Raw genomic sequence first — 23,837 nt, 5'->3', positions numbered from 1 at the left:
CCACGTTTTGATGCAGGATTTGCAGGAAATCTAAGAGGCGAGCGCGGCTTTGCACACGATCGATAGTCTGGCCCATCGCCTCTCGTCCTATCTTCCCCCCGATCAGATCCAGTTCGTCCGCCGCGCGTACTTTTACGCGGAGCAGGCCCACGAGGGCCAGACCCGGCGCTCGGGCGAGCCCTATATCACCCACCCTCTCGCCGTTGCCACCATTCTTGCAGGCATGCACATGGACGCCCAGAGTCTGGCCGCCGCCATGCTGCACGATGTCATCGAAGACACCGGCATCCCCAAAGCGGCACTGGCCGAGCAGTTTGGTGAAGAGATTGCGGATCTGGTGGACGGGGTGTCCAAGCTGACCCAGTTTGAGACCGACAGCCCGGCGGAGAAGCAGGCGGAGAACTTCCAGAAAATGGCCCTGGCCATGGCGCGGGATATCCGCGTGATTCTGGTGAAGCTCGCCGACCGCCTGCACAACATGCGCACCCTCGGCTCGCTGAAGCCCGGCAAACGCGCGCGCATTGCCCGCGAGACCCTCGAGATCTATGCGCCCATTGCCAACCGCCTGGGCATGAACGATGTGCGGATCGAATTCGAAGACCGCGCCTTCTTTGCCATTTATCCGCTGCGCGCCAGCCGCCTGCGCGCAGCTCTGGTTGCCGCCCGTGGCAACCGCAAGGAGCTGCTGGAAAAAATCCAGAACGCCATCGAACTGCGCCTGGAGCGCGAGAACATCGATGCGCTGGTGATCGGCCGCGAGAAGCACCTGTTCAGCATCTACCAGAAGATGCGTTCGAAGAAGAAGTCGTTCAAGGAAATCATGGACGTCTACGCCTTCCGCATCATCGTCGACAGTGTGGACACCTGCTATCGCACCTTCGGGGTTATCCACAACCTGTACAAGCCGGTCATCAGCGAATTCAAAGACTACATCGCCATCCCCAAATCCAACGGCTACCAGTCGCTGCACACGGTGCTGCTGGGTATGCACGGGGTGCCGATCGAGGTACAGATCCGCACCAAGGAAATGGACGAGATGGCCAACAGCGGTATTGCCGCGCACTGGCTGTACAAGTCGTCCGGCGATGAGGTGCTGAATACCGGCGGTACCAGCCAGGTGCGCGCGCGCCGCTGGGTGCAGGGCCTGCTGGAGATGCAGCAGCGCGCCGGTGACTCGCTGGAATTTATCGAAAACGTAAAGATCGACCTGTTCCCGGACGAGGTTTACGTGTTCACGCCCAAGGGCAAGATTATCGACCTGCCCGCCGGGGCCACCGCGGTGGACTTCGCCTATTCGGTGCACACCGATATCGGCAACTCCTGTGTGGCGGTGCGCATCAACCAGCGCCTGGCGCCGCTGTCGCAGCCATTGGAAAGCGGCCAGAAGGTGGAGATCCTCACCAGCAAAAACGTGCAGCCAAATCCGAACTGGCTCAATTTTGTGGTGACCGCGAAGGCGCGCAGTGCCATTCGCCACTACCTGAAGCACCAGCGCCATCACGATTCGATCGCCCTTGGCCAGCGCCTGCTGGAAAAGGCACTGACCAAGTTCGACCTGAAGCTCTCTGATCTCTCCGAGGAGCAGATCAGCCGCGGGGTGAAAGAGGCCAATTACGAAAGTTTCGAGAACCTGCTGGAGGAGATTGGGCTCGGCAACCGCGCGGCCTTTTCCGCGGCCAAACTACTGGTGCCACCGGGCACCACCGAGACCGAGGCGAGCAATATTTCCTCGCCGCTGACCATCGATGCCCAAGAGGGCATGATGATCAGCTTTGCCCGCTGTTGCCGCCCGATTCCCGGCGATACCATCATGGGGCACATCAGCTCCGGTAAGGGTGTGGTGGTGCACCGGGATACCTGTCGCAATGCGGCGGAGTTGCGCGAGCACCCGGAAAATATCATGGCGGTGAGCTGGTCGGCGGATGTAAAAGGCGAGTTCCTTGGGGATGTGCGCGTGGAGGTGGAATCCGAGCGCGGCATCATTGCCCGTCTGGCGACGCGTATTACCGAAGAGGGCGCGAGCATCGAGCAAATCCATGTGGACGAGAAGGATGCGCAGCACAGTACCATCGCACTGACGCTGGAAGTGACCAACCGCGTGCACCTGGCTCAGGTGATGAAGCGGCTGCGTAACTTGCCGGCGGTGATCAAGATCGCGCGGCCCTGATTTTCAGACTCTTACATCCTTTGCGGTCAGCATTTTGCTGGCCACCCCCTCACTTAATTGCTTCTGCTGATGGCTCCGATTTAGGCCCGGCCCGTCACTGGTGCCCATCCGCCAAACAACCTGTCGGCAATCGTTTGTCGGATGGGCACCAGTGACGGGCCTTCGTGGGTGCTTTGGGCTTGGGTTTTTTTGCGGATGTGAATTGCGCTGTTTTTGGGAAATTCGCGGGGGTTTTGCGTGAATTTTCTCAGTTTGTGGATAAGTTCCGCATATCGCATTCTGGTCCTTTGCACCGCTCCCCAAGCCTACAAAACCACGCTATATTCTCCCGCTTCCTTTTTTCAGTAAGTAGGCCCCAACAGGGTCAGGAGAGGTCATCCATGCCCAATCGCGCCGTGATAAAAACCGATAAGGCACCGGCAGCAATCGGCAGCTATTCCCAAGCGGTCAAGGTCAACAACACTATCTACCTGTCCGGTCAGATTCCGCTGGTTCCGGAAACCATGGAACTGGTGTCCGACGATTTCCGCGAGCAGGCGGTGCAGGTATTTAAAAACCTGCAGGCGGTGTGCGAAGCCGCGAACGGTACCCTGAACGATCTGGTAAAGCTGAATCTGTACCTCACTGACCTGAGCAATTTCGCTACCGTCAATGAAGTGATGCAGGAGATGTTTACCAAACCATTCCCGGCGCGTGCGGCGGTGGGTGTGAGTGAACTGCCCAAGGGTGCGCAGTTCGAGGCGGAAGGGGTTCTGGTGATCTAAGGGATTGCCGCGCGCCGCTCGCCAATGGGCGGCGCGAACTTTTGAATCAGTCGTTTTCCAGCAGTGTGCGGTAACCGGCGCGGTAATCCGGATACAGCATGTCATAGCCGCTATCCAGCATACGCTTGTTGCTCAGTTTCTTGGAGCGACGCTCGCTGGTGGCCACTTCTTCGCGCAGGTGCGCACTGGTATAACCCATCGACTTTGCCAGCCAGCTCTGTAATTCGTACATGGGAACCGGGGTGCAGTCCGCACCGATATACAGCTTCTCCAGCGGCATGCCTTTTTTCTGGCCCTCAATCAGGTGCGTCAGAAAACCGACAGCGTCGTCCACGTGAATGCGGTTGCTGAACTGGGGCGGTGATGGCGGCGCGCAACGGCCGGCACGCACTTGCGAAAGCAGTCGATCGCGGCCGGGCCCGTAGATTCCCGCAAAGCGCACCACGCAGGTTTCCACCACACTTTGCTGGACAATTTTTTCCGCGGCCAGCAGGGCTTCACCCTGGAAGCTGCTCGGCATCGGTTGGGAACGTTCATCCAACCACTGGTCACCACTCTGGCCGTAAACGCGGGTGGAGGAAACCCACAGCAACAGGCGCGGGGGTTTTTCCATATCTGCAAGAGACTGGCGCAGGCAGGTGGCCGTTTCGACATAAGCGCGCTGGTAAGCTTGGGGAGTGCTGGCGCCGGGCGTGAAGGTAGCGATGACAATGTCGGCACCCTGGCTCAGGTGGCGATGGATATCTTCTGTCTTGGTGGCGTCGCCGCGACGCCAGTTGACGACGTCCGCGCGGCGCTTGCGTGCCAGTGCCTGTAACGGATTGCGTCGTACACCAAACACATCGTACGCCTTGCGATCCAACTTCAGTGCGAGGCGTGTCCCCAGATCGCCGCAACCGAAGATCCAGACTTTTTCCTTTGCCATAACCGCTTGCTTTTTCCCCTGGGTACCGAACGCCGGTCCCAATATTTTTCGGTCCACACGCTGGTGGGCGCGATTAGAATTATACGTAGAATTGCGATGAATTTTCCGTCAGGTTGGCTATTTATAGCCTGTTTCCCTAACGAAGTCTGTGAACGGGGCCCGCCGCTTTTCCGGGGCCCCGTACGGATAGACGAACAAAGCTTCGTCAACCTCGGGATTTCACCATTCGATAGATAAACAGCAGGATAACTGCACCCACTACCGCGGTGATGATGCTACCGAGGGACAGGCCGCCGGTGGTGCCCAGGCCCACAAAGCTACCGACCCAGCCACCGATAAACGCACCGACAATACCGATGATCATGGTGACAATCCAACCACCGGGATCCGGCCCGGGCATGATCCACTTGGCCAGCGCACCGGCGATGAGACCCAAAATAATCCAAGACAAGATTCCCATAGCGATCCTCCGCTTGATGTAATTTGAACGCTTGCCTTCCATGTATAGTAAAAAAAGCGCCACATCGCCCGTGCGGTGCGCAAGTTAATAGCAAATCTTACTATGCATAAACCTGTCTAATAGCATTTTTTTCTAGATTGTGACATTTACACAAAGGCCCGGCGGTTTTACTGGCCGCCAGGGGGTGTTTATGAATAAACTCTATCGCCTGGATTTATCTGATTGCGTTTACCATGACACTGAACGAGCTCCGATACATCGTTACCCTGGCCCAGGAACAGCACTTTGGCCGCGCGGCCGAGCGCTGCTTTGTCAGCCAGCCCACCCTGTCCATTGCGGTGAAGAAGCTGGAAAAAGAACTTGGGGTGGCACTGTTTGAGCGCTCCAAGACCCGGGTGCAGGCCACACCACTTGGAGAGCGTATCGTCGCGCAGGCGCAACTGGTACTAGAGCAATCCGCGGCCATCAAGGATATTGCCAGCGCCGGTAAGGACCAGCTCAGCAGCCCCCTGTCGGTGGGCGCGATTTTTACCATCGGCCCCTATCTGTTCCCGCATTTCATTCCCCAGCTGCAACAACTGGCGCCACAGATGCCGTTGTATGTAGAGGAGGGCTATACATCGACCCTGCGCGGTCGCCTGCGCAAGGGTGAACTGGATGCGGTAATTATCGCGCTGCCGTTTACCGAGCCGGACGTGGTTACCCAGCCGCTCTACGACGAACCGTTTGTGGTGCTGATGCCCTCAGACCACCCGCTGGCAAAATATGAAGCACTGACCCCGGAACAGCTGTGCGAAGACAATGTGCTGTTACTGGGTGAGGGCCACTGCTTCCGCGATCAAGTGCTGGAAGCCTGCCCACAGTTGCAACAGTCCATCGAAAAAGAAGCCGGCAGCGGGCATATCCGTACCGCCGCCGACGGCAGCTCCCTGGAAACCCTGCGCCATATGGTGGCCTCGCGCCTGGGCATCACCGTATTGCCGCTGTCGGCCGCCGCCGCCTCGCAATACGCCACCGGGGTGCTGGTGACCCGTCCGTTTGTTGCCCCCGCACCGCAGCGCACCGTGGCCCTGGCATGGCGCGCCAGTTTTCCCCGCCATCGCGCCATCGACATGCTGCGCGACGCGATCAACCAGTGCCAGCTGCAGAGTCCGTGAGCCAGCCGCAGAATCCTCCGCAAAAACCCCTGGCAGAAATTCCCGTCACCGCGCTCAAGGGTGTCGGCGCCAAACTTGCGGAAACCCTCGCCAAACTGCACATCAGTTCCCTGCAGGATCTGTTATTCCACCTGCCGGCGCGCTACCAGGACCGCACTCGAGTTGTACCGCTGGCGGGGCTGCGCCCGGGCATGGACGCGGTTATCGAGGGTGAAGTGCGCGCAGCGGACGTTATTTTTGGGCGCCGCCGCAGCCTCGCGGTGCGCATTCAGGACACCACCGGCAGCGTCACCCTGCGCTTCTTCCACTTCACCGCGGCACAAAAAAACCGCCTGGCGGCGGGCACGCGGGTGCGCTGCTACGGCGAAGCGCGGCGCGGTAGCGCCGGCATCGAGCTGTATCACCCGGAAACCGAGGTGCTCGGCGAAACCACTTCACCCAATGCGGAAACCCTGACCCCGGTTTACCCGCTGACCGAAGGGCTGGGGCAGGGGCGCCTGCGCGCACTGATCGGCCAGGGCCTGGACTGGCTGGCCCAGGGCAATGTCAGCGAACTGCTGCCGGCCCAGCTGTTGCCGCAAGAAATGCAGCTGCCGCTGGCCGGCGCGCTGATGTATCTGCACCAGCCACCGGCAGATGCCGACCTTGCGCAATTGGCGGAAGGCCAGCACCCGGCACAGCAACGGCTGGCGCTGGAGGAGCTGCTCGCCCACCACCTGAGCCTGCTGGAACTGCGCCGCAACGGCGCCCAGGTTGCCGCACCACCGCTCGCGCTCAATACCGCACTGGAGCGGGATTTTCTCTCACGTCTGCCGTTTTCCCCCACCAATGCACAGCAGCGGGTGGGCAGGGAAATCGCCGACGACCTCGCCACCGCCACCCCCATGATGCGCCTGCTGCAGGGCGACGTCGGCGCCGGCAAGACGCTGGTGGCCGCGCGCGCGGCACTGCAGGCAATCGGCGCCGGCCACCAGTGTGTGGTGATGGCGCCCACGGAAATCCTCGCCGAGCAACACCGCATCAACTTCAGCGGCTGGCTGGAGCCTCTGGGTATTACCGTGGGCTGGCTCACCGGCAGCATGAAAGCCGCAGAAAAACGCGCGCAACTGGCGGCGATCGAAAATGGCGATGCACAGTTGATCGTCGGCACCCACGCGCTGTTTCAGGAAGGTGTGGAGTTCCACCGCCTGGCGCTGGTGATCATCGACGAACAGCACCGCTTCGGTGTGCGCCAGCGCCTGCAGTTGCGCGAAAAAGGCGCGGTCGAGGGCGAGACCCGTACCCAGCCCCACCAGCTGATCATGACCGCCACCCCGATTCCCCGCACCCTGGCCATGTCCGCGTTTGCCGACCTGGACTGCTCGGTAATCAACGAGCTGCCGCCCGGACGGCAGCCAATCAATACCGTGGCCATTTCCAATGAGCGCCGCTTTGATGTGATGGAGCGCGTACAGGGCGCCGTGCGCGAGGGCCGCCAGGCCTACTGGGTATGCACCCTGATTGAAGAATCCGAAACTCTGCAGGCCCAGGCCGCGGAATCCACCGCCGAGGAACTGGCGGACACCTTGGATGGGGTGCGCGTGGCGCTGGTGCACGGACGCATGAAGCCGGAAGCCAAGGAGCTGGTGATGAAGGCGTTCAAGGCCGGCGAAGTGGATTTGCTGGTGGCAACCACGGTAATCGAGGTGGGCGTGGATGTGCCCAATGCCAGCCTGATGATTATCGAAAACCCCGAGCGCCTGGGGCTCGCCCAGCTGCACCAGTTGCGGGGCCGGGTGGGGCGGGGCAGTATCGCCAGCCACTGCGTATTGATGTATTCAACCCCATTATCCGCCAACGGCCGCGCACGCCTGCAGGCTCTGCGCAGTCACTCGGATGGCTTCGCCATCGCCGAGGAGGACCTGCGCTTGCGCGGCCCCGGGGAGATCCTCGGCACCCGCCAGACCGGCGAGATCCAGCACCGCATTGCCGACCTGCAGCGAGATGCCCACCTGTTGCCGCAGGTACAGAAAATTGCCGCCGCTCCACAGTTAAGCGAAGAGGCGCGCACCGCGCTGGTAAGGCGCTGGCTGCACAATAAACCGCGCTTTGCCGAAGCCTGAGTTCTCAGTCCCTGCTCACCCCAACCCCATGCCATTGGCGCTTATTTTTGCCAAGCACCCCACAGTTTTCACTGCACCACGTTATTGCCAAGACCAATTGGTCACTTCGGGTCACTAATATTTTTGCACTCGCTCACGTGTGGTGGCAGCCTCATTGATAGGGCGTTTTGCCGACACCGCGCAACCGCCCCTTTTATCACATAAGAGCCCGCAGGCACTGCACCCGCGGCACACACATTTGCATAGCGAACACCTGAAAGAATCAGGTGCAGGAGTCAGCTGAATGAGTCAGCGCAAAATGTTTAACAGCGCAGCCTTAAACCAGCCCCGTGGCAATGTAAAACTTCTTACCCGCCTCGGCATACTGCTGTGCACAAGCTTATTTGCGGTCCTGGCGCAGGCACAGGAGCAGTCGGCACTGCACCTCACTCTCGCCAACATAGAAGTCGCCGCAGAGGTACCCACACCGCTGCAAGGCAATGATTTCGAAAGTCTGCTGGCACAGGCCACCAACGGTGGCGGGGTTTCCGCAGCCAAGGAAACGGCCAGCCGCGAGTTCAGCGATTATCTGCGCACGCGCCTGGACAGTGCCCTGCGTGAATTCTTTGCCGACGAAGAAATACCCCTGCGCAGCGATAACCACTCACTGATCCTGTTTAACTTCGTGGATATTTCCGTGGTCAAGCAGCTGAGTGGCCTCAAAACCAAGGGTGACATCGAAATCGAACGCGGCAACCTCAGTGCCAGCGGTGACTATCTGCTGCGCCTGCAGGCACCGGGCGAGCGGGTGCTGAGAGAAAAACGCCTGGATATCGCCAACTTGGGACTGAAGGGCAAGTATCAGATCAAGACATCCCTGTACGGCGACGATAACGAAGACAACACCGGCGAACAGCTGCAGCGCATGGCAGACCAGCTGGTGAAACGCATCCTCGACCGCATCGAAGACGACCTCGAAGCAGACGCACTGCTCGAACTTACCGGCCGCAATTAAGTTTCTGCCACCGCCTCCCGGGGCGGTGCAACCTCTCCTCCCCGCTCTCAGCACATATCCGATTTATTTCGCCCCCGCTGCGACCCACCTCACAGCCCAGAACAAAGGTGACGCCTGAGTCACGAAATTTTTTTGCGTTTGCCTGCAATAAGTGGCAGCTTGGAACAGACGTCCAACTTAACTAGAGCGAAATCATTCGCCACGACGTACATAAAAAACACCATCCCCGTATAAAAATAAAACAGGGAGCGATGTATGAGAAACCTAGGAATCCGCCGGCTGTTGGCCGCGGGCCTGTGCAGCCTTGCACTATCCACAATCACCGTTGGCCAAGCCATCGCCCAGCAAAGTTTCTGGGGCGGCAGCGACCATATCCCAAGCCTCGTCATTACCCCCGGCAAAATCGAAATCGACGTACCCATGCCCGTGTCCGGGGATATGCAGTTGATGTTGGCGATGGCCGGCAACGGTGGCGGGCTCGCCGAGCTCAAGCAAAAGGCGGTGCGCAGCTACACCCAACATATCCACAGCGAGTTTGCCCGGGTGTTATACGAATACCTGGAAGATGAGGAAGTGCCGCTGGTAAAGGAACATGGTCTGCTGAACCTGGAAAACAATATCCAGATCAAAGTGATCAAGCACCTGAACAGCATGAAGCCCGGGAAGAACCACGATACCGAAAAAGGGCACGTCGCCTTGAGCGGCGAGTTCCGCTTCACGCTCGCCGGGCGCAACGGCAACACACTGCGCGAACAACGCATCGATATTGGCAAACTGAAAATCACGGAAAAATATCGGGTGCGCAGTTACCTCGACGGTCGCGACGCTGAAGACAATACCCAGGAAGCCATTGAAGATGCCCTCAGCGAAATGGTTGAAGAGCTGGTGGAGCGTATGGAAGATCACCTGGAAGCAGATGCACTGCGCGATTTAGTCTCCGCTTAATCGCCGGCAGGACACAAAAAAGGGCGAGGTGCCTATGCGCCTCGCCCTTTTTTATTGGTTCAATTGAGCTCAGATACCTCTTGGCTCAGATACCTTTTCGCTCAGGTACCTCAGGCAATCGTTGAGCGGCCGTCCTGGTGATCCACAACGCTGTTGTAGTTCTCGTCATTGAAGGTACTGACATCCAGAGCCCCTTCGCTTTTCGCAACCACGGTACTCACCACCGCATCGCCGGTAATATTTACCGCGGTGCGCACCATATCCAGCAGGCGGTCCACACCCATCACGATGGCAATACCTTCGACCGGCAGACCAACCTGGCCGAGTACCATCGCCAGCATGATGAGGCCGACACCCGGCACACCGGCGGTGCCAACTGACGCGAGTGTCGCGGTCAGAATTACCGTCAGGTAACCCATCAGGCCAATCTCAATGCCATACAGCTGGGAAATAAATACCGTGGCCACACCCTGCATGATCGCGGTGCCATCCATATTGATGGTCGCACCCAGCGGCACGGTGAACGAGGCCACCTTGTTATCCACACCCAGGCGCTTCTCCACCGTCTGCAGGGTGACCGGGATGGTCGCTGCAGACGAGGCGGTACTGAAGGCAAAAGCCATTGCCGGGCGCATTTTTTTCAGCAGCTGTACCGGGTTCAGACCCGACAGCAGTTTCAGCAGCAGCGGGTATACCCCGAGCGCGTGCACCATCAGTGCCAACAGCACCACGCTGAAATATTTCGCCAGGGTGGGGATCGCATCCAGGCCGAGCAGGGCAATCTTGTTCGCCAGCAGGGCAAACACACCGTAAGGCGCAAACGCCATCAGCACGCCCACCATGCGCAAAATGACATCGTTCAGGTCATTAAAGAAGGCCGCTACCCGCTGGCCCGGCTTGCCACTGCGGGAAATCGCATAACCCAGCAACAGCGCAAACACGATGATCTGCAACATATTCCCTTCGGCCATCGCCTGCACCGGGTTGGTGGGGAAAATATTGACCAGTACATCCGACAGCGGCGGAGACTGCTTTGCCTCGAACTGTGCATTGCCCGCCAGGTGTTCCATACCCGCGCCCGGTTGAATCACCAGCGCCAGCATCAATGCCAGGGAAATCGCCACCGCGGTGGTCACCATGTACAGGGCCAGAGTCTTGCCCGCCAGCACGCCAACGCGGCTACCTTCCGACAGGGCACAGGCGCCACAAATCAGGGAGACGAGTACCAGCGGAACCACCATCAGTTTCAGCGAGGCGATGAAGATGCGACCGACGATGTCGAACAGGCCATTGGTGAGGTAGTTATTGATAAAGGAGGTGACCGCCTCACCCAGAACCTGGCTGGAATTGAGTACGTTGAACAGCAGGCCGAGTCCGATACCCGCGATCATGGCCAGTACGATTTTTTTGGTAAGCCCCATGGTCCTTCCCGTTTATGCGCACCTTGCAGTGGCAATTCATTATTTTGTGCATTGTAGATAATGGCATCGACACAGGCGCAGCGCCCGTATCGCCAGCATCCGGCAACTGCCAGCGAATGCGCCACTATATCGGCCTCACTCCCTGTGGGCAAAGCGCGTTCCCCTGGTGGCGCGCTCGGGTACAATGCGGGTTGATCTAACCACCACAAGCTTGCGCGGAGTCAGCGTTGTACCACTCCCCCTTTGAGGCCATCGGCGATTGGCACCCTCAACCTCTGGAAAGCCTCCACGGCCAGACACCACCGGAGCGGCTGCTGCCCTGGCTGCTGCACCCGGGTTCGCTGACCGCCGCCCTCAAGCGTCTGGGCGAGGGCACCTTCCGCGTACAGATACTCAATCAGGGCTGGCAAACACCCCGGCCCGAGGAGCGCCGCGCGCTCAACCTGAAAGACCGCAGCCGCGCGCTGGTGCGCGAGGTGCTGCTGTATGGCAACAGTGAACAGCCCTGGGTCTACGCCCGCAGCGTGCTGCCCGAGCGCACCCTCACCGGTAAATCCCGCTATCTGCGCGGCCTCGACAACCGCCCCCTCGGCGAACTGCTGTTCAGCCAGCCGGACATCCGCCGCGGGCCTATTGTGCTCAACCGGCTCGAGCGTAATCCGCACTGCGCGCGAGCAGAGCTGAGCGACAGTGCACCCCACGCCTGGGGACGCCGCTCCACCTTCTGGCTACAGGATAAACCGCTGCTGGTTGCAGAGACCTTCCTGAGCGGTTTCAATCCCCATACACCGCCGATGGCATAAGCGCTCAAGCGCCTCAAAGTACTCAGCGAACACGGGAAGCCACCATGCAAGCTATCAGCCACCAGATCCAACAGCGTTGGCCCGCAGCCCTGCCGTATTGGCAGCTGACGCGCATGGACCGACCGATCGGTTCACTGCTGCTGCTGTGGCCCACCTGGTGCGCGCTGTGGATCGCCGCCGAGGGTTGGCCGGGCCTGCACCTGTTTGTGGTGTTTACCCTGGGCGTCGTGCTCACCCGCGCGGCCGGCTGTGCCATTAACGACTTTGCCGACCGCAATATCGACGGGCATGTAGAGCGCACCAAACAGCGCCCTCTGGCCACCGGTACCGCCACCCCCAGGGGCGCACTGATGCTGTTCGCCGGCTTGATGCTGGTGGCTTTTTTGCTGGTGCTGACCACCAACCGCGCCACCATTTTGCTGTCGCTGCCGGCACTGGCGCTGGCCTTCTGTTACCCCTTCGCCAAGCGCTATACACACCTGCCGCAGGTGGTGCTGGGGGCCGCGTTCAGCATGGGCATTCCGATGGCGTTTGCCGCGGTGACCGGCGAAGTGCCGGCGGTGGCCTGGCTGCTGTTTACCGCCAACCTGCTGTGGACCGTGGCCTACGATACCTTTTACGCCATGGTGGACCGAGATGACGACCTGCAAATCGGCGTCAAATCCACCGCCATCCTGTTCGGCGAGCTGGACAAGGCGATGACCGCCAGCCTGCAGGCGATGGTTGTGGTGGCGTTACTGATGCTGGGTGGGCGTGCGGATTTGGGGTCCATTTACTACGGCGGCGTGGCAATCGTGACTGGCTTGTTTGCCTACCAGCAATGGTTGATCCGCGACCGGCAACGGGATGCATGCTTCAAGGCATTTCTGAACAACAACTTTGTGGGGATGGCGCTTTTTGCTGGAATATTTTTCCAGTATCTCGCGCGTTAGAGCTTCCCTTTGTTTCGAAGTTCCACCTACCTGAACACCTGTCATATATTTGTCACCAAAGTGACGTTAAATGGCCACTCTACAATAGTCAGTTGAGGCTGGCGCTACAGTCTACGAGGCAGGACGCCACGAGGCGCCGCAGCGGAGGTTGTGAAGCACCACCGAAGCGACAGCAAACACAGTTAGGGTATGGCAGGCAGATGCACAGCAAGACGATCCTTATAGTCGATGACGAAGCCCCGGTACGTGACATGTTGCGCGTGGCGCTGGAGATGGCGGATTACCGCTGCCTGGAAGCAGAGAACGCGCAGGCGGCCCACGCTCTGGTCATCGACGAAAGACCCGACCTTATTCTCCTGGACTGGATGCTGCCGGATGTATCCGGTGTCGAACTTGCGCGCCGCCTGAAGCGCGACGAGCTCACCGCGTCGCTGCCCATCGTGATGCTGACCGCAAAGGGCGAGGAAGACCACAAGATCAAGGGCCTGGAGACGGGCGCCGACGACTACATCACCAAACCCTTTTCCCCCCGCGAGCTGGTCGCACGGCTGAAAGCCGTATTGCGCCGCGCCGGCCCCAGTGCCCCGGAAGAACCGCTCACCGCCGGCGGCCTGGTGCTCGACCCAATCAGCCACCGCGTCACCATCAACGGCAACCCGGTGGAAATGGGGCCGACGGAATTCCGCCTGCTGACCTTTTTCCTCAGCCACCAGGAACGCGCCTACACCCGCACCCAGCTGCTCGACCACGTGTGGGGCGGCAACGTGTACGTGGAAGAGCGTACCGTGGACGTGCACATTCGGCGCCTGCGCAAAGCGTTGACCGTAGATGGCCATGAGCGCTACATTCAGACCGTGCGTGGGACCGGTTATCGCTTTTCAGTCCAGACCGTCGAACGGGTATAATCCCACCCATCGAACTTTACCAGCGGGCCCGCTTTATCGCCCGGCGGCGCGGCGGATCGCACTTCGACGCGCCCCCAACAAGATGGCCAAAACCTCATGCTCGATCGCAGTATTGGCGAGTTGTCGCGTTTTATCATCATAGCCCTGGGCACCACCATTCTGGGCTTCGCCACCGGGCACTGGTGGTTGGCATTGTGCTCCGGCCTCACCGTCTATCTCATCTGGCTGCTGTGGCAGCAAAATCGCTTCGACCGTTGGCTGTCCAACGGCCGCCGTGGTCCGGCCCCCACTAGTTTTGGGGTATGGGGCGATATCACCGACGACTTCTATCGGATACAGCGTCGCCACCGCAAGGAAAAGCAAAAGCTACACGCCATGCTGCGCCGGGTGCAGGACAGCACCAGCGCATTGCGCGAGGGCATCGTGGCACTGGAAGATGACGGCAACCTGGCCTGGTGGAACCCCGTCGCCGGCGAAATGCTGCGCCTGCAGGCCGACGACAGCGGTCAGCCGATCATCAACTTTGTGCGCGATCCACGCTTTGTCGAGCATATGCACGAGCGCATGCGCGGCACCAATCAGGGCGACCTGCAGCCGATTACCCTGCCGGCACCCGGAGACGACTCGCGCACCCTGCAGATGGAAGTAACCCGCTTCGGCCAGGATGAAGCGCTGGTAATCGTGCGCGATATTACCCGGCTGCATAACCTGGAGCAGATGCGCCGGGACTTTGTCGCCAACGTATCCCACGAATTGCGCACCCCGCTCACGGTGATTGCCGGCTACCTGGAGACGCTGCAGGAAAGTGGCCAGGCGCCGCGCAACTGGGAGCGGCCGTTGGGGCAAATGAGCGAGCAGACGGTGCGTATGACCAGCCTGGTGAACGACCTGCTGCTACTCGCCCGCCTGGAGACCTCCGAGCGCGATAGCGGGCGCGATCGCATCGCGGTAAATGGGCTGATGGAACGGGTGGCCGACGAAGCCCGCTCACTGAGCGGCGGCCGACACCAGATTTCCGTGGTGTGTGATGCAGACTGCACCATCACCGGCGACGCCGGTGAACTGCACAGCGCCTTTGCCAACCTGGCTTTCAACGCGGTCAAGTACAGTCCGGACGGCGGCCCCATCGAACTGCGCTGGCGAATGGACGCCAGCGGCGGCCACTTTGCGGTAAAGGATTCCGGTATCGGTATCGACCCGCTGCATATCCCGCGCCTTACCGAGCGTTTCTACCGGGTCGATGCCGGTCGCTCCCGTGAGAGTGGTGGCACCGGTCTCGGCCTCGCCATCGTCAAGCATGTGCTGTTGCGCCACAGTGCCAATATGAGTATCAGCAGTGTGCCGGGCCGCGGCAGTACCTTTACCCTGAATTTCCCCAGCGAGAAACTGACCCAGGCCAGTTCCGCCACCAGCTGATTCCACCCAGCGCGGATATTGCAGACACAAAAAAGCCCCTTAACGGGGCTTTTTTTATGCTGTCTCTGGCGGGAGCCCGAAACTTATCCTTCCAGTTCTTTCAGTGTGCGCGCTTCGCCCGCTGCGGTGTACTCAACCGACTCGTCGCCCGATACCGGCGCGGCGGTACGCTTCTGCACGGTGATGTGCACCAGCTTGCGCGCGCTGTCGCGGATCAGCAGGTGCTCGCGACCTTCATCGTCTACCGGCAGGTTGCGCTCGCCGATCAAGGCATCGCGCAGGGCGCGCAGTTGCGGTGTATCGCGGTAGCGATCGAGGTCCTTGGAATACTTGAGCTTCATGCGCTCGGATTCGTGCAGTGCAGCGGCTGTCTCGCGGTACTTGGCAAAGAAAAACACCGCGGCAATGGCGGCGGCGATGGTGACGGCAATTTCAAACCATGGGGGCATAAGTGCGCTCCTGTGTTCTGCTCAGGGGTTTTGTAGTTCAGGCTGGCTGTTCGTCGCGCAGGAAGACCCAGTCATTGCCCTTGGAGTGTTCTTCACTGAAATAATAACCGGCCACATCAAAGTCTTGCAGCTGCTCCGCCTGCTTCACACGGTTGTCGATGGCCCAGCGACTCATCATGCCCCGCGCTTTTTTGGCGAAGAAACTGATCATCTTGTACTGGCCGTTTTTCCAATCCTTAAAGTGCGGAGTTACCACATCCGCCTGCAGGTTTTTCACCTGCACCGACTTGAAGTACTCGTTGGACGCCAGGTTAACCAGCTGCTTGCTTTTGAGTTCGGCAAGTTGGGTATTCAGGGCCTCGGTAATCTTGCCGTCCCAGAATTCGTACAGGTTTTTGCCGCCGCTGTTGGCAAACTTGGTGCCCATCTCCAGGCGATAAGGTTGCATCAGGTCCAGTGGACGCAGCAAGCCATAAAGACCGGACAACATGCGCAGGTGCTTTTGCGCAAAATTAAAATCGCGCTTGCCCATGGTTTCCGCTTCGAGCCCGGTGTACACGTCACCCTTGAATGCGAGCAGGGCAGGGCGGGCATTACTGTCGGTGAACGGGCGCTTCCAGCTGTGGAAGCGGTCGTAATTAAGTACCCCCAGCTTGTCGGACACCTTCATCAGGTTGGATATGTCCTGCGGGTTGAGCGCCTTTAACTCCTTGATCAGGGCTGCGGACTCTTTGAGAAAGTCCGGCTGGGTAGTATCGAGTGCGGGAATGTCGCTCTCGTAGTCGAGGGTTTTCGCGGGGGAGATAACAATCAACATAAGTTTTTAACTGCTTGCGGGCGTTGTCGCGGATTTTATATGGGGCTCGGCGAAGACTTATTCGGGCTTCAGGATATCTTGCCACCAGTTCAGGGGTGTCTGCCCATCGACCGGGTCGTAGACGTTGCCGTAGTACCAGACGCTATTGGCGCCATCGCAGGCACTGTTCAGGATCTTCTCGATCTCTTCGAAACCACAGCTCACGTGAATGCTGTACACCAGCAGACGCGGCGATTCGAGATCCAGTTCGCCACCGAGTTTTTCCAGTTGCGGGGTCAGCTGGTCAGAAAGCTTGGTGCTGTCACCGCGACAGAAGATACGCACCGCCAGGTTGCCGGAGCGCTTTACCAGCTCGAAGCTCGGCTTCTCGGGGTCTTCGCGGTTGACCTTGATGGTGTCACCACTGGCGATGCCTTTGATAAACGCCGGGGACCGCACCAGCTGCACGCTGTCGTCCTCGTTTACCTTCACCTGCATGCGCTCGACCACCGGTTCGCCATCCGGATTGGTCCCGGCAAACAATTCAATAATCTGCAGTGCGGTCGTCATAACCCTCTCCCCGGACTGTGTACAATAGTGTGCTATTCGCGATACGCATTATACAGGGAGAGGATTATGTTTCCGCGCTCAATCTCAAACCGCCTTCTGACCATCGCAATTACCACTTCATTGTCCACAGGCCTGGTGGGCTGTGCGGTCAACCCGGTGACCGGCAAGAAGGAACTCTCGCTGATGTCCCAGGGGCAGGAAGTGGCGCTGGGCGAGCAGCAGTACCCCAAGGCACAGCAGACCCAGGGCGGCGAATACCTGATCGACCCCGCGCTGCAGAGTTATGTGCGCAACGTCGGCCAGAAACTGGCGCGAGTATCGGATCAGCCCAACCTGCCTTACGAGTTTGTGGTACTGAATAACTCCACCCCCAACGCCTGGGCACTGCCTGGCGGCAAAATCGCGATTAACCGCGGCCTGCTGGTACTGCTGGAAGACGAGGCGGAGCTGGCAGCGGTACTGGGCCACGAGATTGTGCACGCGGCGGCGCGCCATTCCGCGGCGGCCATGTCCCAGCAACAGATCCTTGGTGCGGGTATCGCCATTCTCGGCGCCACCACCCAGAACACCGGTTATGGCGACCTGATCTCCCTCGGCAGCCAATTTGGCGGCTCCGCCTACATTGCTAAGTACGGCCGTGACAACGAGCTGGAGTCCGATGAGTACGGTATGAAGTACATGGCGGCGGCCGGTTACGACCCGCAGGGCGCGGTGCGCCTGCAGAAGAAATTTGTCGAGCTGTCCAAGGGCCGTCAGTCCGGCGGACTCGAGGCGCTGTTCGCCAGCCACCCACCCTCGCAGTCCCGCGTCGATGCGAATATCCAGCACGCGAAAAAATTCCCCGCGGGCACCGTCAATCGCAGCCAGTACCAGCGCGCTATCGCGCAACTTAAGCGCGATGCGGATGCATACAAGAGCTACGACGACGCTTTAACCGCGGCAAAGAACAAGCAATACGACCAGGCGCTGTCGCTCGCGCGCCGGGCACAGAAGCAACAGCCCAAGGAAGCAGCGTTCTACGCACTGGAAGGCGACCTGCTAGCGAAGAAGAAACAATACCAGCCGGCGCTGCGCTCGTACGAGACCGCGGTTCAAAAAAACCCAACTCTGTTTTCCAACTGGCTGATGCGCGGCATGCTCAATGCTGAGCTAAAAAACTACACCGCCGCCGAACGCGACCTGCAGCGTTCCACGCGCTATCTGGAAACGCCCCATGCCCACTATTATCTCGGGCAGGTGTATGAGCAGCAGGGCAATACCAAGAACGCGCTGAGTCACTACCAGACTGCCGCCAAGGGCGGGGGTGACATCGGCACTAAAGCACAAGCGCGGGTGCAGGCACTGAGTGGACAGGGATAAGTTTCCCTGAACAGAAGCAAAAAAAGCGGGCGAATTTCTTCGCCCGCTTTTTTATGCGCGATTTTTGCAGGGAAAATTACAGCTGAACGGTTACGCCGAGGCTGAATACATCCAGATCATCGAAATCGCGGTTGGACCCATAGGAAGCTTTGGCAGCAACATTTTCATTAAAGAAGTGGGTGGCGTGGAAACGATATGATTCGGCTTCATCGTAAGTCGCGCCAATAGACGTATCTTCATTGAAATAGAATTCAACACCGCCACCCCAGTAGAGATCGGAATTATCGGTGTCAATCAATGACAGGCTCGCGCTCAGGTACTGGCCACCGGACAGCGCGGTGAAGTACTTGGAAGACACGCTGCGGTAGTCAAAGTCATCGTCAACTTCGGCAGTAAAGCCGATGTAATCATTGCCGGTCAGCTGATGGTTGTAGCGACCGCGAAACATCAGCTGGGTATCCACATCCTCACGCTTCACTGCCTCTACCTCGGCAAGCAAGTTCGGGGTAAACAGGAAACCCGCACCGACGCGGTAATCGGTAGACAGGTCGTTATCGCTCAAACCGCCGAATAGTTTCCACTGACCGGTGTAGTATTCACCACCAATATTCAACGCATCACTACTTTCGCCATCGGCATCCGCATAAGCGAAACCACCGTAGATATTGGAAACTGGCAGAATATAGCCAAACTCTTTACGCGGACCGAGGGTCTCCAACGCACCGAAGTAATAGCGTGAATCTAGATTCAGAGTATCTACGTCAAAGTTACCGAAATCGCTATTGGTATAATCAACGTCGGTAAAAGAATTGTATTGCGCCGCGGAAGCGACCGCAGAAGCCAGCATCAGTGGAAGTGCTGCAAACTTGAACTTCATAGAAGTATTCCCTGTTTAAGTTACATCTGTACTTGCGTACCCATCCGATTTGCACAAAAGCAAAGTCGGCGCGGATTCTATGCAAAGGAGAATATGGGTGCAATAAAAAGTATAAATTGCGACACTCGTACCAAATACCAAGTTATTTTTAGTATGAAGATCAAGTTCGCGAGCGCAGTGTGACAGGGCGAGACTGAACGGATGCTGAATTAAAAAAGGCCGCGGAAGCGGCCTTTTTGGGTAGGTGCGATCTGCAAACTACTGCGTATTTTGCTAGCGCAGGTTTTGCTCGTTGCCGTGGCGAATGTCCGCACCCTGAACCAGGTATACCACCTGCTCACAGATGTTCTTGGCGTGGTCGCCGATACGCTCCAGGGAGCGCAAGGTCCACAGCACATTCATCACCCGCGAGATACTGCGCGGGTCTTCCATCATATAGGTCACCATTTCGCGCACGGCGCTGCGGTAATCCATATCCACCTGTTCGTCTTCGGCGAGGGTTTCCATCGCGGATTTCACATCGAAACGGGTGTAGGCATCGAGGGCGTCGTTCAGCATCTTACGCACGGCGTTGGCGATATGCCGAATCTCGGTGTAACCGCGCGGGGCCGAGCCTTGGTCCGTAAGTGCGATGGCCATCTTGGCGATTTTGCTCGCCTCATCACCCACACGTTCCAGGTCGCGGGCGATGCGAATAACGGACATCACCATGCGCAGGTCGGAGGCGGCGGGCTGGCGCTTGGCAATGATCAGCGTCGCGTGCTCGTCCACTTCCATTTCACAGCGGTCGATATCCTCTTCCACCTTCAAAACTTTTTCCGCCAGCTCACTGTCGGCATTGGCCAGCGCTTCTACGGCGTCGGCTACCTGGCGAGTTACAAGGCCGCCCATTTCCAGCATTTCCGTCTTGAGGCTCTCAAGATCGTCGTTGAACTGGCGGGAGATGTGTTGATCGAAATGCATATCCATGGTGTTTTGTCCGCTTCCCTCAACCTTAGCCGAAACGGCCGGTAATGTACGCTTCGGTAAGATCGTGCTCGGGGTTGGTGAACACGGTCTCGGTGTCATTGACCTCAACCAGCTTGCCCAGGTGGAAGTAGGCGGTGCGCTGGCTTACCCGCGCGGCCTGCTGCATGGAGTGGGTCACGATGGCGATGGTGTAGTTTTCACGCAGTTCATGAATCAGCTCTTCAATGCGCGCGGTGGCTATCGGGTCCAGGGCGGAGCAGGGCTCATCCATCAGGATCACTTCCGGGCTTACCGCGATGGCGCGGGCGATACACAGACGCTGCTGCTGACCACCGGAAAGGCCAGTGCCCGGCTTGTCCAGGCGATCTTTTACTTCGTCCCACAGGCCTGCGCGACGCAGGCTGTTTTCCACAATCTCATCCAGTTCCGCGCGGCGGCTGGCGATGCCATGGATCTTGGGGCCGTAGGCAACGTTGTCGTAAATGGACTTGGGGAAGGGGTTCGGCTTCTGGAATACCATGCCCACGCGTGCACGCAGGGGTACCACATCAACCTTGGGGCCGTAGATGGCTTCGCCGTCCAAAGTCAGGTCGCCTTCTACGCGACACCCTTCGATGGTGTCGTTCATGCGGTTCAGGCAGCGCAGGAAGGTGGATTTACCACAGCCAGAAGGGCCAATCATGGCAACCACCTGGTTGCGACCGATATCCAGGCTGACATCGTGAATTGCCTGGGCCTCACCGTAAAACACGTTCACGTTGCGCATGCGCAGCTTGGCTTCATCACAGAAGGGGCTGCCGACGGTTTCGGCAATATCTTCCTGGGTTTTCACTGCCTGTTGTTTCACTGAGGTGGACTCCGTGGCCGACTTATCGGTTAAGTCGGTGGCTGAATTGGTTTTGTCTTGCGCCGGTACTGGTGCGCCGGCGTTCAGGGTCATGCTTGTCATGGCTCACTCTCGATTCGCAATCTTAACATCCGAAGGTTACGCACACGCGCGTTACCAGCGGCGCTCGAGTTTTTTGCGCAGCCAAACTGCGCAGGTGTTCATGGTGATCAGGACTGCCAGCAGTACCATGATCGCGGCGGAGGTACGCTCAACAAAGGCGCGCTCCGGGCTGTCTGCCCACAGGAAAATCTGTACCGGCAGCACCGTGGACGGGTCGGTGATGCCGTGCGGCACGTCCACAATAAACGCCACCATACCGATCATCAGCAGCGGCGCGGTTTCACCCAGTGCCTGTGCCATACCGATGATGGCGCCGGTGAGCATGCCCGGCATGGCCAGCGGCAATACGTGGTGCAGCACCACCTGCATGCGCGAGGCACCCATACCCATGGCTGCTTCGCGGATCGACGGCGGCACCGACTTCAGCGCGGCACGGCTGGAAATAATGATCGTCGGCAAGGTCATCAACGTCAGTACCAGACCACCCACCAGCGGCGCGGAACGCGGCAGCTCGAAGAAGTTGATAAAGATCGCCAGGCCCAGCAAACCGAATACGATGGACGGAACCGCGGCGAGGTTGTTGATATTCACCTCGATCAGGTCGGTCCAGCGATTCTTTGGTGCAAACTCTTCCAGGTAAATAGCCGCGGCCACACCAATCGGGAAGGACAGCGCCAGGGTGACCAGCAGGGTAAACAGCGAGCCCATCAATGCCGCACGAATGCCGGCCTGCTCAGGTTCGCGGGAGTCACCGTTGGTAAAGAAGGTGGTGTTGAAGCGTTTTTCCAGTTCGCCCGTTGCGAGCAGGGACTTGATCCACCCTGCCTTCTGCTCGGAGGTACGCCCCAGGAAACCCTCTTCGGACTTGGACAGGCTTTTTACATAGGTGTCCACATCATCGTCGGCGTTAAACCACAGGGTTTCCGTCTTACCCAGCAACTCCGGGTTTTGCTGCAGGCGCTCGCGCAATTCAAAGCCCGCGCCATTGGACACCAGCGAGTAGAGTTCGCGCTTGTCGCGACGGCCGCTTACATCGGGGAAGCGCTCGCGCAGGGCATTGCGAATCACCGCATCAAAGTTGGCCCACGCCAGGCTCTCGTCATCGACGGTATCGATACCGAGGACCGCAGGATCATAAGTAACGTTCAGCTCGATATCGGTCTGAACAAATGCGCTGCTGCCCTTACTGATAATGTCGGTAAACAGCACTACGACCGCGAGTATGCCAAAGGCAATACTGGCGATACCAAAACCGCGAAAGATCTTTTCCTTGCGGTGACGGCTGGCAAGGCGCGACTCGATTCGCTCGCGCACTTCTTTCTGCGTCAAATTGGATTGAGTCAGATCAGTCATACTGTTCCCGGTATTTTTTCACTACGTGCAGGGCAATAAAGTTCAGAATCAGGGTGCTGATAAACAGCATCAGACCAAGCGCGAAGGCGGCGAGGGTCTTCGGACTGTCAAATTCCTGGTCACCCACCAACAGCGTCACAATCTGTACGGTAACCGTGGTAACCGACTCCAGCGGGTTGGCGGTGAGATTCGCGGCAAGGCCCGCGGCCATCACCACGATCATGGTTTCACCAATCGCGCGGGATACCGCCAGCAGTACACCACCGACGATGCCCGGCAGTGCGGCAGGGATCACGACCTTGCGCACGGTTTCCGACTTGGTGGAACCAAGGCCCAGCGCACCGTCGCGCAGGGACTGGGGCACCGCATTGATCACGTCGTCCGACAGGGACGACACGAACGGAATAATCATTACCCCCATCACCAGACCGGCGGCCAGCGCACTTTCGCTGGATGCCTGCAGACCCATGGACTGGGCGAGGTCACGGATAAACGGGGCTACGGTCAGTGCGGCGAAGAAGCCGTAGACCACGGTGGGTACACCGGCGAGGATTTCCAACAGCGGCTTGGCCACGGAACGCACTTTCTTGCCGGCGTATTCCGCCAGGTAAATGGCCGACATCAGGCCCACCGGCACCGCCACAAACATGGCGATTGCGGAAACCAGCAGGGTGCCGGTAAACAGCGGTACCGCACCAAAGGCACCACTGGAGCCAACCTGGTCCGCACGCAGTGCCATCTGTGGGCTCCAGTGCAAGCCAAACAGGAATTCGGTGACCGGTACCGACTGGAAGAAACGCAGCGATTCGAACAGTACCGACAGCAGAATGCCCACGGTAGTGAAGATGGCCGCGCAGGCACAAGCCAGCAGAATAATACGCAGGACCTTCTCGACTTTTTCCCGCGCGCGCATCTCCGGGGAAATGCGCAGGAATGCGTAGGCACCGAGGCCGATCGACAGAATCAGGATCAACGCGGTCTGCATCCAGCGACCACTTGCACGCAGACTCTCAAGATGTGCAGCGGCGTCTTGCAGTTGCGGGGTCACATTGCCCACCAAGTTACCCGCAGCCAGGTTCTGGATCTGCGCGTACAGCAGGTTTTGCCCGGCGATGGACTCTGGCTTGTCGGCGATACTGCCCATCACCATTGCGCGGATAATGGCATCGTCAAAAACAAGCCAGCAACCCAGAATGATCAGGGCGGGAAGGCCACACCAGAGTGCGGTGTGCACGCCGTAGTAGCTTGGCAGTGACGCCAGGCTGCGGATACCACCACTGCTGCGGGCAGCGGCAATCGCACGGCTAAAACCGGTGCCGTAGGCCACCAGTATCAGCAATAGCAGCAGGGCGAAGAGAGTAGGAGTCTGCATCGATTCGCTCGGTTATCTCTAGGTACAAAAAACGTCGGCCATTATCAACGGTTGTGACCGCAATTGCATGGCGCGGAAAAAATTGCGGCTTTTATATACGTAAAAAGCCAAGCCCTTAAAAAGGGCTTGGCCGGTAAATCCTTCTACCTTGT

General features: G+C 58.9%; 22 protein-coding genes. 11 read left to right on the top strand and 11 right to left on the bottom strand.

The window, feature by feature from the left end; all coding sequences use genetic code 11:
• Positions 1–49 precede the first annotated feature (49 nt).
• Together spoT and KUV22_RS10790 are read left to right on the top strand one after the other, a co-directional pair.
• Positions 50–2,167: a bifunctional GTP diphosphokinase/guanosine-3',5'-bis pyrophosphate 3'-pyrophosphohydrolase gene (spoT, locus tag KUV22_RS10795; RefSeq protein ID WP_222231001.1), complete on the top strand. Its 2,118-nt coding sequence runs from the start codon at positions 50–52 to the stop codon at positions 2,165–2,167.
• 380 nt (positions 2,168–2,547) lie between these two features.
• Positions 2,548–2,931, top strand: coding sequence for a RidA family protein (locus KUV22_RS10790; RefSeq protein ID WP_222230999.1), 384 nt, complete (start codon positions 2,548–2,550; stop codon positions 2,929–2,931).
• A gap of 46 nt (positions 2,932–2,977) precedes the next feature.
• Here KUV22_RS10790 and KUV22_RS10785 read toward each other — a convergent pair whose 3' ends face one another.
• Positions 2,978–3,856: an NAD-dependent epimerase/dehydratase family protein gene (locus tag KUV22_RS10785; protein ID WP_222230997.1), complete on the bottom strand. Its 879-nt coding sequence runs from the start codon at positions 3,854–3,856 to the stop codon at positions 2,978–2,980.
• 205 nt (positions 3,857–4,061) lie between these two features.
• The gene (locus KUV22_RS10780) at positions 4,062–4,316 is read right to left on the bottom strand and encodes a GlsB/YeaQ/YmgE family stress response membrane protein (RefSeq protein WP_222230996.1); all 255 of its coding nucleotides are present in this window, start codon (positions 4,314–4,316) and stop codon (positions 4,062–4,064) included.
• A 233-nt stretch (positions 4,317–4,549) separates the two neighbouring features.
• Here KUV22_RS10780 and KUV22_RS10775 point away from each other — a divergent pair, with 233 nt between their 5' ends.
• The 4 genes from KUV22_RS10775 to KUV22_RS10760 all read left to right on the top strand — a co-directional run bounded on the left by KUV22_RS10775 (position 4,550) and on the right by KUV22_RS10760 (position 9,514).
• The gene (locus KUV22_RS10775; RefSeq protein WP_222230994.1) at positions 4,550–5,473 is read left to right on the top strand and encodes a hydrogen peroxide-inducible genes activator; all 924 of its coding nucleotides are present in this window, start codon (positions 4,550–4,552) and stop codon (positions 5,471–5,473) included.
• On the top strand, positions 5,470–7,575 hold the full coding sequence (recG, locus tag KUV22_RS10770) for an ATP-dependent DNA helicase RecG (protein ID WP_222230992.1): 2,106 nt from the start codon (positions 5,470–5,472) through the stop codon (positions 7,573–7,575). The genes KUV22_RS10775 and recG overlap by 4 nt, the downstream gene beginning before the upstream one ends.
• 283 nt (positions 7,576–7,858) lie before the next feature.
• Entirely contained in the window at positions 7,859–8,569 is a 711-nt protein-coding gene (locus tag KUV22_RS10765) for a hypothetical protein (RefSeq protein ID WP_222230989.1), read from the top strand.
• 255 nt (positions 8,570–8,824) lie between these two features.
• Complete coding sequence (locus KUV22_RS10760) at positions 8,825–9,514, top strand: hypothetical protein (protein ID WP_222230986.1); 690 nt, start codon at positions 8,825–8,827, stop codon at positions 9,512–9,514.
• 110 nt (positions 9,515–9,624) lie between these two features.
• On the opposite strand, the gene KUV22_RS10755 is transcribed toward KUV22_RS10760, so the two are convergent.
• Positions 9,625–10,935, bottom strand: a complete 1,311-nt coding sequence (locus KUV22_RS10755; RefSeq protein ID WP_222230983.1) for a dicarboxylate/amino acid:cation symporter — start codon at positions 10,933–10,935, stop codon at positions 9,625–9,627.
• A gap of 227 nt (positions 10,936–11,162) precedes the next feature.
• Between KUV22_RS10755 and KUV22_RS10750 the strand changes: the two genes are divergently transcribed.
• From KUV22_RS10750 to phoR, 4 genes are all read left to right on the top strand, one after another.
• Entirely contained in the window at positions 11,163–11,738 is a 576-nt protein-coding gene (locus tag KUV22_RS10750) for a chorismate--pyruvate lyase family protein (protein ID WP_222230980.1), read from the top strand.
• A gap of 44 nt (positions 11,739–11,782) precedes the next feature.
• The gene (gene ubiA, locus KUV22_RS10745) at positions 11,783–12,670 is read left to right on the top strand and encodes a 4-hydroxybenzoate octaprenyltransferase (protein WP_222230979.1); all 888 of its coding nucleotides are present in this window, start codon (positions 11,783–11,785) and stop codon (positions 12,668–12,670) included.
• A gap of 200 nt (positions 12,671–12,870) precedes the next feature.
• The gene (phoB, locus tag KUV22_RS10740) at positions 12,871–13,575 is read left to right on the top strand and encodes a phosphate regulon transcriptional regulator PhoB (protein ID WP_222230976.1); all 705 of its coding nucleotides are present in this window, start codon (positions 12,871–12,873) and stop codon (positions 13,573–13,575) included.
• Between the two features lie 96 nt (positions 13,576–13,671).
• Positions 13,672–14,991 carry a phosphate regulon sensor histidine kinase PhoR gene (gene phoR / locus KUV22_RS10735; protein ID WP_222230973.1) on the top strand — a complete coding sequence of 440 codons (1,320 nt, stop codon included), beginning with the start codon at positions 13,672–13,674 and terminating at the stop codon, positions 14,989–14,991.
• An 83-nt stretch (positions 14,992–15,074) separates the two neighbouring features.
• Here the strand turns inward: phoR and KUV22_RS10730 are convergent, their stop codons facing one another.
• From KUV22_RS10730 to KUV22_RS10720, 3 genes are read right to left on the bottom strand one after another with little or no spacing between them, the layout of a single operon-like run.
• Complete coding sequence (locus KUV22_RS10730; protein ID WP_222230970.1) at positions 15,075–15,440, bottom strand: hypothetical protein; 366 nt, start codon at positions 15,438–15,440, stop codon at positions 15,075–15,077.
• A gap of 37 nt (positions 15,441–15,477) precedes the next feature.
• A complete protein-coding gene (gene yaaA / locus KUV22_RS10725) occupies positions 15,478–16,257 on the bottom strand; it encodes a peroxide stress protein YaaA (protein ID WP_222230968.1) in 780 nt (259 codons plus the stop codon).
• 57 nt (positions 16,258–16,314) lie between these two features.
• Positions 16,315–16,806, bottom strand: coding sequence for a DUF4265 domain-containing protein (locus tag KUV22_RS10720; RefSeq protein ID WP_222230965.1), 492 nt, complete (start codon positions 16,804–16,806; stop codon positions 16,315–16,317).
• 66 nt (positions 16,807–16,872) lie between these two features.
• On the opposite strand from KUV22_RS10720, the gene KUV22_RS10715 reads away from it, so the two are divergent.
• Positions 16,873–18,165, top strand: coding sequence for a M48 family metalloprotease (locus KUV22_RS10715; RefSeq protein WP_222230963.1), 1,293 nt, complete (start codon positions 16,873–16,875; stop codon positions 18,163–18,165).
• A 76-nt stretch (positions 18,166–18,241) separates the two neighbouring features.
• Here the strand turns inward: KUV22_RS10715 and KUV22_RS10710 are convergent, their stop codons facing one another.
• From KUV22_RS10710 to pstC, 5 genes are all read right to left on the bottom strand, one after another.
• The gene (locus KUV22_RS10710) at positions 18,242–19,042 is read right to left on the bottom strand and encodes a putative porin (RefSeq protein WP_222230960.1); all 801 of its coding nucleotides are present in this window, start codon (positions 19,040–19,042) and stop codon (positions 18,242–18,244) included.
• 273 nt (positions 19,043–19,315) lie between these two features.
• On the bottom strand, positions 19,316–20,011 hold the full coding sequence (phoU, locus tag KUV22_RS10705; protein ID WP_222230957.1) for a phosphate signaling complex protein PhoU: 696 nt from the start codon (positions 20,009–20,011) through the stop codon (positions 19,316–19,318).
• A gap of 25 nt (positions 20,012–20,036) precedes the next feature.
• Entirely contained in the window at positions 20,037–20,960 is a 924-nt protein-coding gene (gene pstB, locus KUV22_RS10700) for a phosphate ABC transporter ATP-binding protein PstB (RefSeq protein WP_261319380.1), read from the bottom strand.
• A 51-nt stretch (positions 20,961–21,011) separates the two neighbouring features.
• Positions 21,012–22,313, bottom strand: a complete 1,302-nt coding sequence (gene pstA / locus KUV22_RS10695) for a phosphate ABC transporter permease PstA (protein ID WP_222230955.1) — start codon at positions 22,311–22,313, stop codon at positions 21,012–21,014.
• Entirely contained in the window at positions 22,306–23,685 is a 1,380-nt protein-coding gene (gene pstC, locus KUV22_RS10690; RefSeq protein WP_222230953.1) for a phosphate ABC transporter permease subunit PstC, read from the bottom strand. Before pstC ends, pstA begins: the two co-directional genes overlap by 8 nt.
• Between the last annotated feature and the right edge of the window lie 152 nt (positions 23,686–23,837).

The organism is Microbulbifer agarilyticus, assembly GCF_019800665.1.
GTDB classification, from domain to species: Bacteria; Pseudomonadota; Gammaproteobacteria; order Pseudomonadales; family Cellvibrionaceae; genus Microbulbifer; species Microbulbifer agarilyticus_C.
Note: the sequence above shows the minus strand (reverse complement) of the source record. Positions and strands in the feature narration are given on the sequence as shown.